Genomic DNA, 15042 nt, shown 5'->3' on the forward strand with positions numbered 1-15042 from the left:
TCTCCGCCGTCGCCGTCGCCGTCACAGCGCACCGCCGATCAGCGACCGCAGCCGTTCCCATCCCCGCTCCGGAACGAAGCCACCGACACCCCAGCTCAGCGCCGGGACCGTGAAGACGAGGCCGGCGGCATCCCGCTCCAGGACATGCACCTCGGCGACCCGTCGTTGCCCCGCGCGGTCCCGTACAAGGTGAACGACCACCGAGAGCGCGGCCGACAACTGGCTGTGCAGGGCGACCCGGTCGAGGCCGGCCGCAGTACCCAGGGCCTCCAGTCGGGCGGGGACATGTTCGGCTGCGTTCGCGTGGACGGTGCCGCACCCTCCTTCGTGTCCGGTGTTCAAGGCGGCCAGCAACTGGGTCACTTCGGCGCCTCGCACCTCGCCGACCACCAGCCGGTCGGGTCTCATGCGCAGCGCCTGCCGCACGAGATCGCGCAACGTCACGCGGCCCGCGCCCTCCTGGTTGGCCGGGCGGGACTCCAGACGGACCACATGGGGATGGTCAGGTCGCAGTTCGGCGGAGTCCTCGGCGAGCACGATCCGCTCGTTCACGCCGACCGCGCCCAGCAGGCTGGAGAGAAGCGTCGTCTTGCCCGCCCCGGTGCCCCCGCTGATCACGTAGGAGATCCGGGCTTCCACGAGGGCCCGCAGGATCCGGTCGCCGCCCGGCGGCACGGTACCCGCGTCCACCAACTCCGCGAGCGAGAAGGCCCGTGGGCGCACCACGCGCAGGGAGAGGCAGGTCGAGCCGACGGCCACCGGGGGCAGCACGGCGTGCATCCGTGTTCCGTCGGGCAGTCGTGCGTCGACCCAGGGCCGTGCGTCGTCCAGCCTCCTGCCGGCCACCGCCGCGAGACGCTGGGCCAGCCTCCGGACCGCCGCCGCGTCCGAGAAGGTGACGCCCGTCAGCTGGAGCCCGCCGCCCCGGTCCACCCACACCCGGTCCGGTGCGGACACCAGCACATCGGTCACCTCGGGATCCGCGAGCAACGGCTCCAGCACGCCCGTGCCGACGAGTTCACCGCGCAGCTCCTCTGCCGCCCCGAGCACCTCGGCATCCCCCAGCAGCCTCCCCTGGGCCCGCAGGGCGGCGGCCACCCCGGCAGGTGTGGGAGCGGCGCCGCTACGTGCCAGCCGCTGACGTACGGCGTCGAGCAGTTCTTCCGTCATGCCGCCCCTCCCCCGGGCAGGCCGGTCACGGGACTCGTGTCTCCCGCTGCCGCCACCTGGTCCCAGAAGGCCGCGCAGAACCGGGCCAGCGAGCTCCGGGCGTTGCCGCCGGGCGGGGTGCCGTCGTCCTGGGAGTCGAGAAGTCCTGATTCCCAGGGGAGTTCACCGACGAGCGGAAGGCCGATGGCCCGGGCCACCCACCGCCCGTCCAGTCCCGACGCATACGGGCCCCGGGGCACCACCCGCAGGTCGTCCAGCACCATTCCGGCCGTGGACGCGACGCGCTTGGCCGCTGCCACCGCGCGCAGTTCGCCCGGCACCACGAGCAGCCCGAGATCGAGTTGGGCCAGGGCCTCGGCGACTCCCTCGTCGACCCGGCGCGGGAGGTCCACGACCACCACTCCACCGAGCCGACGCGCGGCGGCGAGCACCGCCCGCATCGCCTGCGGCGGGATCACCACCTCGTCGTCCCGTCCCCAGCTCAGCACCCGCAGCCCGTGGAGCGCGGGCAGCGAGTCCTCAAGGGCTCCGCCTCCGAGCCGCCCCTTCGACTGCGCGAAATCCGGCCACCGCATGCCCTCGGCCCGTTCGCCGCCGAGCAGGACGTCGATGCCGCCTCCCAGCGGGTCGGCGTCGATCAGCATCGTCCGCCGACCCGCCCTCGCCGCACTCACGGCAAGGGCGCAGGCCAGCGTCGATGCGCCGGAGCCGCCCCGGCCGCCCATCACGCCGACGGTGAGCGCGGGCCGTCCCACGCCTTCGGCGGCGTTGGCGATCTGATCGACGAGCCAGCCCTCGGAATCGGGAAGCCGCAGCACATACTCGGCGCCGATCTCCACCGCCCGCCGCCATACGTCCGGATCGTCCTGGTCCCGGCCGACCAGCATCACCCCCTTCCTCCGGCCGGCGCCCCGGCATCGCGCGGCGGCGTCATCGCCCACCAGCACCATCGGAGCCCGCTCCCAGCTGCCACGACGCCCGGGCGGCCCGTGATGAACCTCCGGCTCGGCACCGGCCGCCGCGCACAGCCGCAGCAGGTCGTCGAGCAGCTCCACGTCCTCCGTCACGATCAGCGGGCCTCCGCGCCGCCCGCCGACGACCGCCGCCTCTTCTCCTGCGAGGGATCCAGCCACGATCTCCGCCCCCTTCTCACTGCCCCTTCAGTGCGGTTCGCGGTGTTCTCGGAGCGTTTCCGAGATGCGCGATTCCGGCACCCGCGGACTTCGCGGGTGGAATCAACGTGCAGCACCGCGGAAAAACATGTGGATCTTGATGGAAAACTGTGGACAACCCCGGGGTTGTGAATAACTTCGTCACCCAAACCAGCGACTTCCGGAGTGCAGCCCCTTGGCTACACACTGTGACGAGACGAGTCGCACGAGGGTCGGCTCACACGATCAGGCCGATGACGGCCGGATGGGAGACATAAGGTGGTTTCCGCCCCTAAAACGCGTCCGGACATGCGACGACCCCCGCCGGGGGGGAGAGCGGGGGTCGTCCCCACGGCCGACTCGGGGGGGGAGGAGTCGGACCGGGTTAGCACGGTCGCGAACGATCCGTGACTTCCATGGTGTACCCGAGGCCCTTCTCAGGCAAACCCACGCGCCGGAGTTTACGCCGAATGGTGGGCCCCTATGCTCAGCGTTGTGGAAAACTGCTTCTCGCCGCGCACAGCAGCCTTCTTTGACCTGGACAAGACGGTCATTGCGAAGTCTTCGACGCTGACCTTCAGCAAGTCCTTCTACCAAGGCGGACTGATCAACCGCCGCGCTGTACTGCGCACCGCGTACACACAGTTCGTGTTCCTCGCCGGGGGCGCCGATCACGACCAGATGGAGCGGATGCGTGAATACCTCTCCGCCCTCTGCAAGGGGTGGAACGTCCAGCAGGTCAGGGAGATCGTCGCCGAGACCCTGCACGACCTGATCGACCCGATCATCTACGACGAGGCCGCCACCCTCATCGAGGAACACCACACGGCAGGGCGCGACGTGGTCATCGTCTCGACCTCGGGCGCCGAAGTCGTCGAACCCATCGGCGAACTGCTCGGCGCCGACCGCGTCGTCGCCACGCGCATGGTCGTCGGCGACGACGGCTGCTTCACGGGAGAGATCGAGTACTACGCCTACGGGCCCACCAAGGCCGAGGCCGTGCGGGCGCTCGCAGCGTCGGAGGGGTACGACCTTTCGCGCTGCTACGCCTACAGCGACTCGGCGACCGACGTACCGATGCTGGAGTCGGTCGGCCACCCGCACGCGGTCAACCCCGACCGCGCGCTGCGCCGCGAAGCGACCCTTCGCGAGTGGCCGATTCTCGTCTTCAACCGCCCGGTCCGGCTCAAGCAGCGGCTGCCCGCCTTCTCGATGCCGCCGCGCCCCGCCCTCGTGGCGGCGGCCGCAGTCGGCGCGGCGGCCGTCACCGCCGGGCTGGTCTGGTACGCCAGCCGTCGCCGCACCGCCGCCACCGCCCTGCCCGGGTGAGGCGGAGCCAGGCGGCACCCATCGCCCGATTCGCCCTTGATTGAACCTAAAAGTAAAGAAGCGAGGCCAGGGGTTTCCGTTCCCCTGGTCCTGGAGTACAAAGGACATAACGGCCCGCGAGACCAAGGACATCCGCGAGGATGACCTGTTGTACGCAGGACGGCCCCACGGACCGCGCACGAAAGCCGAGCACCCACGCGACGTCGACCCGTCGAATACGGGCCAGCCGCACCAGGTGACGGGCAAAGTACCCGACCTGATGGGCAATTTACGAGGACGCTTGGTAACTGGGCCGACGTGCCAGCGGCGGTACCGCACACCGGTACCGCCGCAACCCTTGCACCGGGCCATGGGCCATGACCCCCGCCCGCGCCATCACCTTCGGGCCCGGACCGCCGGCCGGGCACTTCGCACCGGGCCGCCGCCCTCGGCCAGACCATCGCCTTCGGACGGGCCGCCCCCTTGCACCGACACCATCACCCTCGGGCCGAGCCACCCCCTTGCACCGGGCCACCGATTCAGGCCGAGCCATCACCCTCGGGCCGACCCGGGCCGCCCACCTTGCACCCGCACCATCACCCCCGGGCCGAGCCGCCCACCTCGCACCGGGCCGCCGCCCTGACCTCAGCCATCACCCTCGGCGCGGCCCATCGCCGGACCGTCAGGCGGCGCCTCGCTGGAGGGCCTCGCACACCGCGGTCGACTCGCGTACGCCCAACTCGATCGAGCGGCCGCAGTGGGTGATCCAGGCGGCCATGCCCTCGGGGGTTCCGGCCGTGTAGCCCTCGAACGCCGCGACATAGGCCGCCCGGCCCTGTTCCGCGTGTCCCACCTCGGCCGGGCAGATCGACTTCGGGTCCAGCCCGCTGCCGATCAGCACGATGCGTTCGGCCGTCCGGGCCACCAGTCCGTTGTGCGAGCCGAACGGGCGCAGCGCCAGCAGTTCACCGTGCACCACGGCGGCCGTGACCAGGGCGGGGGCGCTGCCGCCCGCGATGATCAGCTGCGAGAGCCCTTCGAGCCGTCCGGCGACCTCCTCGGCCCCGGGCAGCGGCGCCTCGATCAGCGGCTCGTCCACAGCCTCGCCCGCCAGGCGAGGGCGCCCCACCGCATCGTCGGGCGCCGCCCCGCCGGCGGCCACCAGATGCAACCGGGCCAGCACCCGCAGCGGCGACTGCCGCCAGATGGAAAGGAGTTGCCCCGCTTCCGCGGTGAGCCGCAGCGCCGCACCGACGGTGCGCGCCTCGTCCTCCCCGCTGAAGTCCGTACGCCGGCGCACCTCTTCGAGGTTCCAGTCGGCACCGGCCAGCGCGGCCGAACCACGAGAACCCCGCAGTGCGGCTTCGGCCGTGACCTCATTGCTGCGGCGGCGCATGACGCGGTGGCCGTAGACCCGGTCGACGGCCTTGCGCACGGAGTCCACGGCATCGGGCACGCCGGGCAGGGAACCGAGCGCGGCAAGCGGGTCTGAGGCAGTCGTACTCATAAGTAGCGAGGCTACGCGCCCAGCCCACCCGGACCACCCTCAAGTGGCCATCTTCACGAACGATGGCAGCGCAACGCGACGAACCCACTACCCTAGGTGAACATGAAGATCGCTTTCGTCGGGAAGGGCGGCAGCGGCAAGACCACGCTGTCCTCGCTCTTCATCCGCCACCTCGCCGCCAACGAAGCCCACGTCATCGCCGTGGACGCCGATATCAACCAGCATCTGGGGGCAGCCCTCGGGCTGGACGACGCGGAGGCCGCCGCGCTGCCCGCCATGGGCGCCCACCTCCCCCTCATCAAGGACTATCTGCGGGGTTCCAACCCCCGTATCGCTTCCGCCGAGACGATGATCAAGACAACTCCGCCCGGCGAGGGCTCCCGGCTGCTGCGGGTCCGCGAGGACAACCCGATCTTCGATGCCTGTGCGCGTACGGTGCGGCTCGACGACGGGGACATCCGGCTGATGGCGACGGGCCCCTTCACGGAGTCCGATCTCGGAGTCGCCTGCTACCACTCCAAGGTCGGGGCGGTGGAGCTCTGCCTCAACCACCTGGTCGACGGACCCGAGGAGTACGTCGTGGTCGACATGACGGCGGGCTCGGACTCGTTCGCCTCGGGCATGTTCACCCGCTTCGACATGACGTTCCTGGTCGCGGAGCCGACCCGTAAGGGGGTGTCGGTGTACCGGCAGTACAAGGAGTATGCCCGCGACTTCGGCGTCGCCCTGAAGGTCGTCGGGAACAAGGTGCAGGGCCCGGACGACCTGGAGTTCCTGCGCGCGGAGGTCGGCGACGACCTGTTGATCGGGGTCGGCCACTCCGACTGGGTGCGGTCGATGGAGAAGGGGCGGCCGTCGAGGTTCGAGCTGCTGGAGGCCGACAACCGGATGGCCCTGCAAACGCTTCAGGACACCGCCGAGGACTCGTACGAGCTGCGCGACTGGGAGCGCTACACGCGCCAGATGGTGCACTTCCACCTGAAGAACGCCGAGAGCTGGGGCAACGAGAAGACCGGCGCCGACCTGGCCGCCCAGGTCGACCCGGCCTTCGTACTCGACGAGCGGCACGCCGGGGCGGGCATCGCAGCACCCGCCTGAACTGAAGCGGTACGCACGGGAGTCGGCGCGGATCACCGGTCCCGGAACGTCGTTCGCCGGCCACCCCAGGGCGGCCGGCGAACAAAGCGGTGATGCCGTGATGCGGTGAGGCGGTGAGGCGACGAGACAGGAGCGGTCAGTCGGGGGTCAGTCAGTCGCTCCGGCCGGCGGCGCGCCCGCGTCGGCGTTCGCGGGCTTCTCCGCGGGCTGTGCGGCGCCCGGCTGCTTGCCGAGGTAGGACGACCAGCCCGTCTTCGGGGCCTCGCCGACACCGAGCGTCGTGAGCTTGGCCAGCGTCTTCGGGTCCTGGGCGTCCAGCCAGTCGACGAGCTGCCGGAAGGACACGCAGCGCACGCCTTCCTTGGGACACACGTTCGCGATGGTCTCCTCGACGGCGCGCATATAGGTGCCACCGTTCCAGGACTCGAAGTGGTTGCCGATGATCAGGGGCGCCCGGTTGCCCTTGTACGAGCGGTCGAAGGCCTGGAGCAGCCCGTCCCGCATCTGGTTCCCCCAGTACTCGTGCTGGGACGGGTCCCCCTGGGTGGTCGTGCCGGACTGGTTGACCATGAAGTTGTAGTCCATCGAGAGGGTCTCGAAGGCGCGGCCGGGCATCGGGACGAGCTGGAGCGGGATGTCCCAGACCCCGCCCTTCTTCTGGGGCCAGACCTGGTTGCCGACGCCGCTGGAGTCATAGCGGAAGCCCATGGTCCGGGCGGCGGCGATCATGTTGTCCTTGCCTTCGAGGCAGGGAGTACGGGCGCCGATCAGTTCCTTGTCGTAGTCGAAGGGGAGCGGGGCCTCGCCCTTCAGCTCCGGGGTGTTGGTCTTCCAGCCCTTGACGAAAGCTTTCGCCTGGCTGATTTCGCTCTTCCACTCATCGACGGACCAGGTCCCGACGCCGCCGTCCGCGCCGCAGAAGTGGCCGTTGAAGTGGGTGCCGATCTCGTTGCCGTCCTTCCAGGCGGCACGGACCTCGGCGAGGGTGTCGCGGATGCCCTCGGTGTCGTTGAAGCCGATGTCGGAGCGGCCCGGCGCGTGCTGGGGCGGGTTGTAGAGGTCCTTCTTCTCTTCCGGCAGCAGGTACACGCCGCTCAGGAAGTACGTCATCTTGGCGTTGTACTTCTTGGCCACGCCGCGGAAGTGCGAGAAGAGCTTCTGGCTGTCCTCCCCGGCGCCGTCCCAGGAGAACACCACGAACTGGGGAGGCTTCTCGCCGGGAGCGAGGCGTTCGACGGCCGGCATGTTCGGCTGGACGCCGGTGAAGGCGGTGGACCCGTCCCCGATGAGCTTGACCGCGTTCTTCGGGGCGTTGGCCGGCGGGTTCTCCTTGGCGCCGTGGGCGCCCTTCTCCGCGTCGGTCTCCGCACCTCCGGACGCCGGTCCTCCGGCTCCGGATCCGTTGCCGGACACAGAGCCGGAACAGCCCGCGAGAACGGCGACCAGGGCCGTGGACATGACGCCCATGGCGATCCTCTTCGTGGCGGCCATCATCCGCCCACCCTCTTCCTTGCAGGTCAATTGCGTCGAAGTGCGTCAAAGTGCGCTGAAGTGCGTCGAAGTGCCGACGACGGCGCGGCCAAATTCGCACGCGGTCCCACGCAAGCAAGGGCGACATACCGAATGAAAAGCTTCTTATTCACCGATAAGAGTTATCAAATAGCCCGAACGCTTCCGGCCTGAACCGGACGAGCCCAAAGCCCGTGCCATCAGATGACCCGCAGACGACCCCGTTCGGATGGCCGGAAATGCCGCGCGCCACGCGTCGTCCGGCGACTCCGGAACGCGGAGCGGGATCATGGCTCCATACACGAAAACACAGGTCTAAACCAATTCCCGGCAGACCCTTGTCACCCGGCCTCGCGCCTGATGAGCTATGCCCCGGGACACAACGGACACCCTGGGACTGGGAGAAGTCGTGAGCAACGAGAGCCTGGCCAACCTGCTTCGGGAAGAGCGGAAGTTCGCTCCGCCTGCCGAGCTGGCCGCCAACGCCAACGTCACCGCAGAGGCGTACGAGCAGGCCGAGGCGGACCGGCTGGGATTCTGGGCCGAGCAGGCCCGCCGCCTGACGTGGGCCACCGAGCCGACCGAGACCCTCGACTGGAGCAACCCGCCCTTCGCCAAGTGGTTCGCGGACGGCAAGCTCAACGTCGCGTACAACTGCGTGGACCGCCACGTCGAGGCCGGCAACGGCGACCGGGTCGCCATCCACTTCGAGGGCGAGCCGGGCGACAGCCGGGCCATCACCTACGCGGAGCTGAAGGACGAGGTCTCCCGGGCCGCCAACGCGCTCACCGAGCTGGGCGTCGGCAAGGGCGACCGGGTCGCCGTCTATCTGCCGATGATCCCCGAGGCCGCCGTCGCGATGCTGGCCTGCGCCCGCATCGGCGCCGCGCACTCCGTGGTCTTCGGCGGCTTCTCGGCCGACGCCATCGCCGCCCGTATCAAGGACGCGGACGCCAAGGTCGTCATCACGGCCGACGGCGGCTACCGCCGCGGCAAGCCCTCCGCCCTGAAGCCCGCCGTCGACGACGCCGTCTCCCGGTTCGACACCGTCGAGCACGTCCTCGTCGTACGCCGCACCGGCCAGGACACCGCGTGGACCGAGGGCCGCGACATCTGGTGGCACGAGATCACCGCCCGGCAGTCCGCCGAGCACACCCCCGAGGCCTTCGACGCGGAGCAGCCGCTCTTCATCCTCTACACCTCGGGCACCACGGGTAAGCCGAAGGGCATCCTGCACACCTCCGGCGGCTACCTCACCCAGGCCTCGTACACGCACCACGCGGTCTTCGACCTCAAGCCGGAGTCCGACGTCTACTGGTGCACCGCCGACATCGGCTGGGTGACCGGCCACTCGTACATCGTCTACGGGCCGCTGGCCAACGGCGCGACCCAGGTCATGTACGAGGGCACCCCGGACACCCCTCACCAGGGCCGGTTCTGGGAGATCGTGCAGAAGTACGGCGTCACGATCCTCTACACCGCCCCGACGGCGATCCGTACGTTCATGAAGTGGGGCGACGACATCCCCGCGAAGTTCGACCTGAGCAGCCTCCGGGTCCTCGGTTCGGTCGGTGAGCCGATCAACCCCGAGGCGTGGATGTGGTACCGGAAGAACATCGGCGCCGACAAGTGCCCCATCGTGGACACCTGGTGGCAGACCGAGACCGGCGCGATGATGATCTCGCCACTGCCCGGTGTGACGGAGACGAAACCGGGAAGCGCCCAGCGCGCGCTGCCGGGCATCTCCGCCACCGTCGTGGACGACGAGGCCAACGAGGTGCCGAACGGCGGGGGCGGCTACCTCGTCCTCACCGAGCCGTGGCCCTCCATGCTCCGCACCATCTGGGGCGACGACCAGCGCTTCATCGACACCTACTGGTCGCGCTTCGAAGGCAAGTACTTCGCGGGTGACGGCGCCAAGAAGGACGAGGACGGCGACGTCTGGCTGCTCGGCCGGGTCGACGACGTCATGCTCGTCTCCGGGCACAACATCTCGACCACCGAGGTCGAGTCGGCCCTCGTCTCCCACCCGTCGGTGGCCGAGGCCGCCGTGGTCGGCGCCGCCGACGAGACGACCGGTCAGGCCATCGTGGCGTTCGTGATCCTGCGCGGTACGGCGACCGCCTCCGACGAGCTGGTCGCGGACCTGCGCAACCATGTCGGGGCGACGCTCGGCCCGATCGCCAAGCCCAAGCGGGTACTGCCGGTCGCCGAGCTGCCGAAGACCCGGTCCGGCAAGATCATGCGCCGGCTGCTGCGCGATGTCGCCGAGAACCGCGAGCTGGGCGACGTCACGACGCTGACCGATTCCTCCGTCATGGACCTGATCACCACCCAGCTCCCGTCCTCCTCGTCCGACGAGGACTGACGAGGACCGACGGGGACCGAAGCGGAACAACACGGAACCCTGCACGCGTACGACTCCGATGGGCATCCGGCCACGCGCCGGGTGCCCATCGGGCGTTAAGCCGATGATCACCTCGTACGATCCCGCTCCGCACGCCCCAGGTAGGGTGGGCGCTTCACCGACACGTTCGGACAACTTCAGAGAACATCTCCACAGGGGCGCCGGGAAGTCTGGTCGGCACGTCGACCGACCATGCCCGTACGCCGCCCCACCTGGAGGTCTCTCCCGTGGCACCGCCCACCCAGCACACCCCGCCCACGCCCGCGCCGCCCCGCCGCCCGCTGCTCGGCAGGCTCTCGCTCCCCGAGCGGAACTACGTGGCGGAGGCCCTCCGTACCGAGACGGTCGGCGGCGTACTGCTGCTCGTGGCGGCGGTCGCCGCACTCGTCTGGGCCAACACCTTCGGCGGCTCGTACAAGCAGGTCAGCGGCTTCCACTTCGGGCCCGGCGCCCTCGGCCTGGACCTTTCCGTGGCGCACTGGGCGGCGGACGGACTGCTCGCCGTCTTCTTCTTCGTCGCCGGCGTCGAGCTGAAGCGCGAACTGGTCGCGGGCGAACTCCGCGATCCGAAGGCCGCGGCCCTCCCCGTGGTGGCGGCCCTGTGCGGCATGGCGGTGCCCGCCCTCATCTACACCCTCACCGCGGTCGTCGGCGGCGGCTCGACGGACGGCTGGGCGGTCCCGACGGCGACCGACATCGCCTTCGCGCTCGCCGTCCTCGCGGTGATCGGCACCTCACTGCCGTCCGCGCTGCGCGCCTTCCTGCTGACCCTGGCCGTCGTCGACGACCTCTTCGCGATCCTGATCATCGCGGTGTTCTTCACCTCGGACCTGAACTTCCCGGCCCTCGGCGGAGCCATCCTCGGCCTGGTCGTCTTCCACCTCCTCCTCCGTTTCGACGTACGCGGCTGGTACGTCTACGTCCCGCTCGCCCTGGTCATCTGGGGCCTGATGTACAACAGCGGCGTCCACGCCACCATCGCCGGTGTCGCCATGGGCCTGATGCTGCGCTGCACCCGGCGCGAGGGCGAGCAGCACTCCCCCGGCGAGCACATCGAGCACCTCGTCCGCCCGCTGTCGGCCGGAATCGCCGTCCCCCTCTTCGCCCTGTTCTCGGCGGGAGTCTCGGTGAACGGCGAGGCGCTGGCCGGCGTCTTCACCCGGCCCGAGACGCTCGGTGTCGTCCTCGGCCTCGTCGCCGGCAAGACCGTCGGCATCCTCGGCGGCACCTATCTGACCGCCCGCTTCACCAAGGCGGAGCTGAACAAGGACCTGGCCTGGGCCGATGTCTTCGCGGTGGCCGTCCTCGCCGGTATCGGGTTCACCGTCTCGCTGCTCATCGGCGAGCTCGCCTTCGAGGGCGATCCGGACACGGTCGACGAGATCAAGGCCGCCGTCCTGCTCGGATCGCTGATCGCGGCCCTGCTCGCCTGTGTGCTGCTCAAGCTCCGCGTACGCACGTACAAGGAGTTGTACGACGCCGAGGAGCTGGACGAGGACGAATCCGGGGTACCGGATGTCTACGAGCAGGATGATCCGGAATATCACCTGCGGATGGCCGCCATCCACGAGCGCAAGGCGGCCGAACACCGCCGTCTCGCCGAAGAGCGGGCGGGGGCAGCGAGCGACGAGCCGAACAGTCCGGCATGATCTGACATCGGATGTGTCGAAGACGGAGAGGGAGTCAGGGATGAGCGACCCCGGCAACTACGCGGGCAGCACGGACCGCAGCATCGGACAGCTGGTCGCTGCGGCGACGGCCGAGATGTCCGCGCTGGTGCACGACGAGATCGCCCTGGCCAAGGCGGAGGTACGACAGGACGTCAGGCGCGGGGCGATCGGCAGCGCCGCGTTCATCGGCGCGGGAGTGCTGCTGCTGTTCATGATGCCGATGCTGAGCTTCGCGGCCGCGTACTGGATCCACACTTCGGGCCTGGGCCTGGCGTGGTGCTTCCTGATCGTGGCCGGCGCGTACTTCCTCCTGGCCATCCTGATCGCGTTCATCGGACTGCGGAAGTTCAAGAAGATCAAGCCGCCGGAGAAGTCCATCGCCTCCGCCAAGCAGACCGCCGCCGTCCTACAGAAGGCCAAGCCGCATCCGCGCCCGTCCATCGAGGCCGCCGCGATCATCGAGCGCTCCCCCGGCTCCGGCAGCTCGCTGGCGAAGAAGGGTGTCGAGGGCGGCTCGGGCCAGGACAAGGCCGGGTCTGTGGCACGCTCGTCCACATGACCGTTCCCGATTCCAGCGCATTCGGCCCGACGGGTCCCGCGGGCCCGGAAGGCACGGCTGCCCCGTCCGACCCGGCCCCGGGCCCCTCGGGCCGGGCCGCGGCCGGGGGGCCGGTGCGGCTAGACGGCCCCTGGACCCACCGCGACGTGGCGGCCAACGGCGCGCGCTTCCACATCGCCGAGCTGGGCGAGGGGCCGCTGGTGCTCCTGCTGCACGGCTTCCCGCAGTTCTGGTGGACCTGGCGCCACCAGATGACCGCGCTCGCCGACGCCGGTTTCCGGGCGGTCGCGATGGACCTGCGCGGGGTGGGCGGCAGCGACCGTACGCCGCGCGGTTACGACCCCGCCAACCTGGCCCTCGACGTCACCGGCGTGATCCGCTCCCTCGGTGAGCCCGACGCGGCCCTGGTCGGCCACGACCTCGGCGGCTACCTCGCCTGGACGGCCGCCGTGATGCGACCCAAGCTGGTCCGCCGGCTCGTCGTCTCCTCGATGCCGCACCCGCGCCGCTGGCGCTCCTCGATGCTGTCCGACTTCGCCCAGTCGCGGGCCGGGTCGTACGTCTGGGGCTTCCAGCGCCCGTGGCTGCCGGAGCGTCAGCTCCTCGCGGACGACGCCGCCCTGGTGGGGAGCCTCATCCAGGACTGGGCGGGCCCCCGCACCCCGGAGTTCCCCGACGAGGAGACCCTGGACGTCTACCGGCGGGCCATGAGCATCCCCTCGACCGCCCACTGCTCGATCGAGCCGTACCGCTGGATGGTGCGGTCGATGGCGCGTCCGGACGGGATCCAGTTCAACCGGCGGATGAAGCGCCCGGTCCGGGTGCCCACGCTGCACCTGCACGGGTCGCTCGATCCGGCGGTCCGCACCCGCAGTTCGGCCGGGTCCGGCCAGTACGTCGAGGCGCCCTACCGGTGGCGACTTTTCGACGGTGTCGGTCACTTCCCGCACGAGGAGGATCCGATCGCCTTCTCCACCGAACTCATCAACTGGCTCAAGGACCCCGAGCCGGACCGGTAGCCGCCGGGCCCGCCCGGGCACACGTGTCCGACGAACAGCCAATTGCCTGCCGCATAGGCCAATTGGCTGACGCGCGCACGATTACCGACCTTGGGTCACGGGCAGACGTCGGGGTATGGGCTGGACGCACGACTTCACTGACGAAGCACGCAACCGCCGCTCCACCGCGTCAGCCGGTGTGAGCACTCATGAGGGGAGCGGCCCCCGGGGCCGGGTGCACCAAGTGCATGACCTTCACCGTTCCCGTCTCGGGATTTCCCGCATCCTCCGCCGCCGGGCCCGCTGGGTCTCGGCACGGCTCCGCCACCCCCGTAACTGACCCTCGCCGAAGGCCCCCGGGGGCTCTTGAAGCTTCCCGGGGCCCCTAAGGGCGTTCAGAGCGCGCAGCCCTGGCTGTCGACCTGCTGGTTCGCGGAACGGCCGATCTCGATGTCCTCGCGGATCTCGTCCGCCGTCAGCGCGTAGCCGGTGTCCGGGTCGTCGAGCGACTTGGCGAACACGACTCCGTACACCTTTCCGTCCGGAGTGAGCAGCGGGCCGCCGGAGTTGCCCTGGCGTACCGTCGCGAAGAGCGAGTACACATCGCGGCGCACCGTGCCCCGGTGGTAGATGTCCGGGCCGTCGGCGTTGATCCGGGCGCGGACGCGGGCCGAGCGCACGTCGTACGCGCCGTTCTCGGGGAAGCCCGCGACGATCGCGCTGTCGCCGGTCACCGCGTCGTCGTCCGGGCCGGTGAACTTCAGCGGCGTGGCCCGGAGGTCGGGGACGTCCAGGACGGCGATGTCGCGCTGCCAGTCGTAGAGGACGACCTTCGCGTCGTACAGCCGGCCCTCGCCGCCGATCTGGACGGTGGGCTCGTCCACACCGCCGACCACGTGGGCGTTGGTCATCACCCGGCGCTCGGAGAAGACGAAGCCCGTCCCTTCGAGGACCTTGCCGCAGCTCGGGGCCGTACCCACGACCTTGACGATCGACTTCTTGGCGCGGGCGGCCACCGGGCTGCCCACGAGGGCCGGGTCCGGGGCCTTCACTTCGGTGATCGGCTCGTTGGCGAACGGGCTGAAGACCTGCGGGAAGCCGTTCTGCGCGAGGACGGAGGAGAAGTCCTGGAACCAGCTGGGCGCCTGGTCCGGCATCACCCGGTCGACGCCGAGCAGCACCGAGGAGTTGCGGACCTCCTTGCCGAGGGTCGGCAGCGAGGTGCCCGCCAGCAGCAGGCCGATCATCCAGGCCACCAGCAGCATGGCCACGACGTTGACCAGCGCGCCGCCGGTGGCGTCCAGGGCGCGCGCGGGCGACCAGGTGATGTACCGGCGGAGTTTGTTGCCGAGGTGGGTGGTGAAGGCCTGGCCGACCGAGGCGCAGATGATCACGACGACGACCGCGCCGATGGCGACCGCCGTGGAGACCTCGGCGTCCTCCGTCACCCGGTTCCAGATGACCGGCAGCAGATAGACGGCGACGAGACCGCCCCCGAGGAAGCCGATCACCGACAGGATGCCGACGACGAAACCCTGGCGATAGCCGATGACCGCGAACCACACGGCAGCCAGCAGCAGCAGGATGTCCAGCACGTTCACCGTCGGTAGCCTCGCAGTTTCGTCACCTGGCCCGTCGGTGGTGACGGGGTCCGGGCCCGGCCCG

At 70.1% G+C, this 15042-nt stretch carries 12 protein-coding genes; 7 read left to right on the plus strand and 5 right to left on the minus strand.

Going from position 1 to position 15042, the window contains the following annotated elements:
* Positions 1-21: 21 nt before the first annotated feature.
* Both A3Q37_RS25260 and ssd read right to left on the minus strand, forming a co-directional pair.
* On the minus strand, positions 22-1170 hold the full coding sequence (locus tag A3Q37_RS25260; RefSeq protein ID WP_065487920.1) for a TadA family conjugal transfer-associated ATPase: 1149 nt from the start codon (positions 1168-1170) through the stop codon (positions 22-24).
* A complete protein-coding gene (gene ssd, locus A3Q37_RS25265; RefSeq protein WP_065487921.1) occupies positions 1167-2303 on the minus strand; it encodes a septum site-determining protein Ssd in 1137 nt (378 codons plus the stop codon). The genes A3Q37_RS25260 and ssd overlap by 4 nt, the downstream gene beginning before the upstream one ends.
* Positions 2304-2804: 501 nt before the next feature.
* Here ssd and A3Q37_RS25270 point away from each other — a divergent pair.
* The gene (locus A3Q37_RS25270) at positions 2805-3650 is read left to right on the plus strand and encodes an HAD family phosphatase (RefSeq protein WP_065487922.1); all 846 of its coding nucleotides are present in this window, start codon (positions 2805-2807) and stop codon (positions 3648-3650) included.
* 661 nt (positions 3651-4311) lie between these two features.
* Here the strand turns inward: A3Q37_RS25270 and A3Q37_RS25275 are convergent.
* The gene (locus tag A3Q37_RS25275) at positions 4312-5136 is read right to left on the minus strand and encodes an oxidoreductase (protein ID WP_065487923.1); all 825 of its coding nucleotides are present in this window, start codon (positions 5134-5136) and stop codon (positions 4312-4314) included.
* 102 nt (positions 5137-5238) lie between these two features.
* On the opposite strand from A3Q37_RS25275, the gene A3Q37_RS25280 reads away from it, so the two are divergent.
* Entirely contained in the window at positions 5239-6234 is a 996-nt protein-coding gene (locus tag A3Q37_RS25280; protein WP_065487997.1) for an ATP-binding protein, read from the plus strand.
* A gap of 147 nt (positions 6235-6381) precedes the next feature.
* Here the strand turns inward: A3Q37_RS25280 and A3Q37_RS25285 are convergent, their stop codons facing one another.
* On the minus strand, positions 6382-7728 hold the full coding sequence (locus tag A3Q37_RS25285) for a hypothetical protein (RefSeq protein ID WP_065487924.1): 1347 nt from the start codon (positions 7726-7728) through the stop codon (positions 6382-6384).
* Positions 7729-8110: 382 nt separating this feature from the next.
* On the opposite strand from A3Q37_RS25285, the gene acs reads away from it, so the two are divergent.
* From acs to A3Q37_RS38015, 5 genes are all read left to right on the plus strand, one after another.
* Complete coding sequence (gene acs, locus A3Q37_RS25290) at positions 8111-10111, plus strand: acetate--CoA ligase (protein ID WP_065487925.1); 2001 nt, start codon at positions 8111-8113, stop codon at positions 10109-10111.
* Between the two features lie 266 nt (positions 10112-10377).
* Positions 10378-11799, plus strand: a complete 1422-nt coding sequence (gene nhaA, locus A3Q37_RS25295) for a Na+/H+ antiporter NhaA (protein ID WP_065487926.1) — start codon at positions 10378-10380, stop codon at positions 11797-11799.
* A gap of 40 nt (positions 11800-11839) precedes the next feature.
* Positions 11840-12379: a phage holin family protein gene (locus A3Q37_RS25300; protein ID WP_065487927.1), complete on the plus strand. Its 540-nt coding sequence runs from the start codon at positions 11840-11842 to the stop codon at positions 12377-12379.
* Complete coding sequence (locus A3Q37_RS25305) at positions 12376-13398, plus strand: alpha/beta fold hydrolase (protein ID WP_065487928.1); 1023 nt, start codon at positions 12376-12378, stop codon at positions 13396-13398. The genes A3Q37_RS25300 and A3Q37_RS25305 overlap by 4 nt, the downstream gene beginning before the upstream one ends.
* 115 nt (positions 13399-13513) lie before the next feature.
* The gene (locus A3Q37_RS38015) at positions 13514-13717 is read left to right on the plus strand and encodes a hypothetical protein (protein WP_079137985.1); all 204 of its coding nucleotides are present in this window, start codon (positions 13514-13516) and stop codon (positions 13715-13717) included.
* A gap of 55 nt (positions 13718-13772) precedes the next feature.
* Here the strand turns inward: A3Q37_RS38015 and A3Q37_RS25310 are convergent, their stop codons facing one another.
* Positions 13773-14978 (minus strand): MarP family serine protease, encoded by a 1206-nt coding sequence (locus tag A3Q37_RS25310; protein WP_065487929.1) that lies wholly within the window; start codon positions 14976-14978, stop codon positions 13773-13775.
* Between the last annotated feature and the right edge of the window lie 64 nt (positions 14979-15042).

Origin of the sequence: Streptomyces sp. PTY087I2, from assembly GCF_001687325.1 — a bacterium.
Taxonomy (GTDB): domain Bacteria; phylum Actinomycetota; class Actinomycetes; order Streptomycetales; family Streptomycetaceae; genus Streptomyces.

Bases quoted from the DNA above. Each gene is read 5' to 3' on its own strand.
- A3Q37_RS25260 (WP_065487920.1), bottom strand. From the start codon at position 1,170: ATGACGGAAGAACTGCTCGACGCCGTACGTCAGCGGCTGGCACGTAGC.
- A3Q37_RS25270 (WP_065487922.1), top strand. From the start codon at position 2,805: ATGCTCAGCGTTGTGGAAAACTGCTTCTCGCCGCGCACAGCAGCCTTC.
- A3Q37_RS25275 (WP_065487923.1), bottom strand. From the start codon at position 5,136: ATGAGTACGACTGCCTCAGACCCGCTTGCCGCGCTCGGTTCCCTGCCC.
- A3Q37_RS25280 (WP_065487997.1), top strand. From the start codon at position 5,239: ATGAAGATCGCTTTCGTCGGGAAGGGCGGCAGCGGCAAGACCACGCTG.
- A3Q37_RS25285 (WP_065487924.1), bottom strand. From the start codon at position 7,728: ATGATGGCCGCCACGAAGAGGATCGCCATGGGCGTCATGTCCACGGCC.
- acs (WP_065487925.1), top strand. From the start codon at position 8,111: ATGCCCCGGGACACAACGGACACCCTGGGACTGGGAGAAGTCGTGAGC.
- A3Q37_RS25300 (WP_065487927.1), top strand. From the start codon at position 11,840: ATGAGCGACCCCGGCAACTACGCGGGCAGCACGGACCGCAGCATCGGA.
- A3Q37_RS25305 (WP_065487928.1), top strand. From the start codon at position 12,376: ATGACCGTTCCCGATTCCAGCGCATTCGGCCCGACGGGTCCCGCGGGC.
- A3Q37_RS38015 (WP_079137985.1), top strand. From the start codon at position 13,514: ATGGGCTGGACGCACGACTTCACTGACGAAGCACGCAACCGCCGCTCC.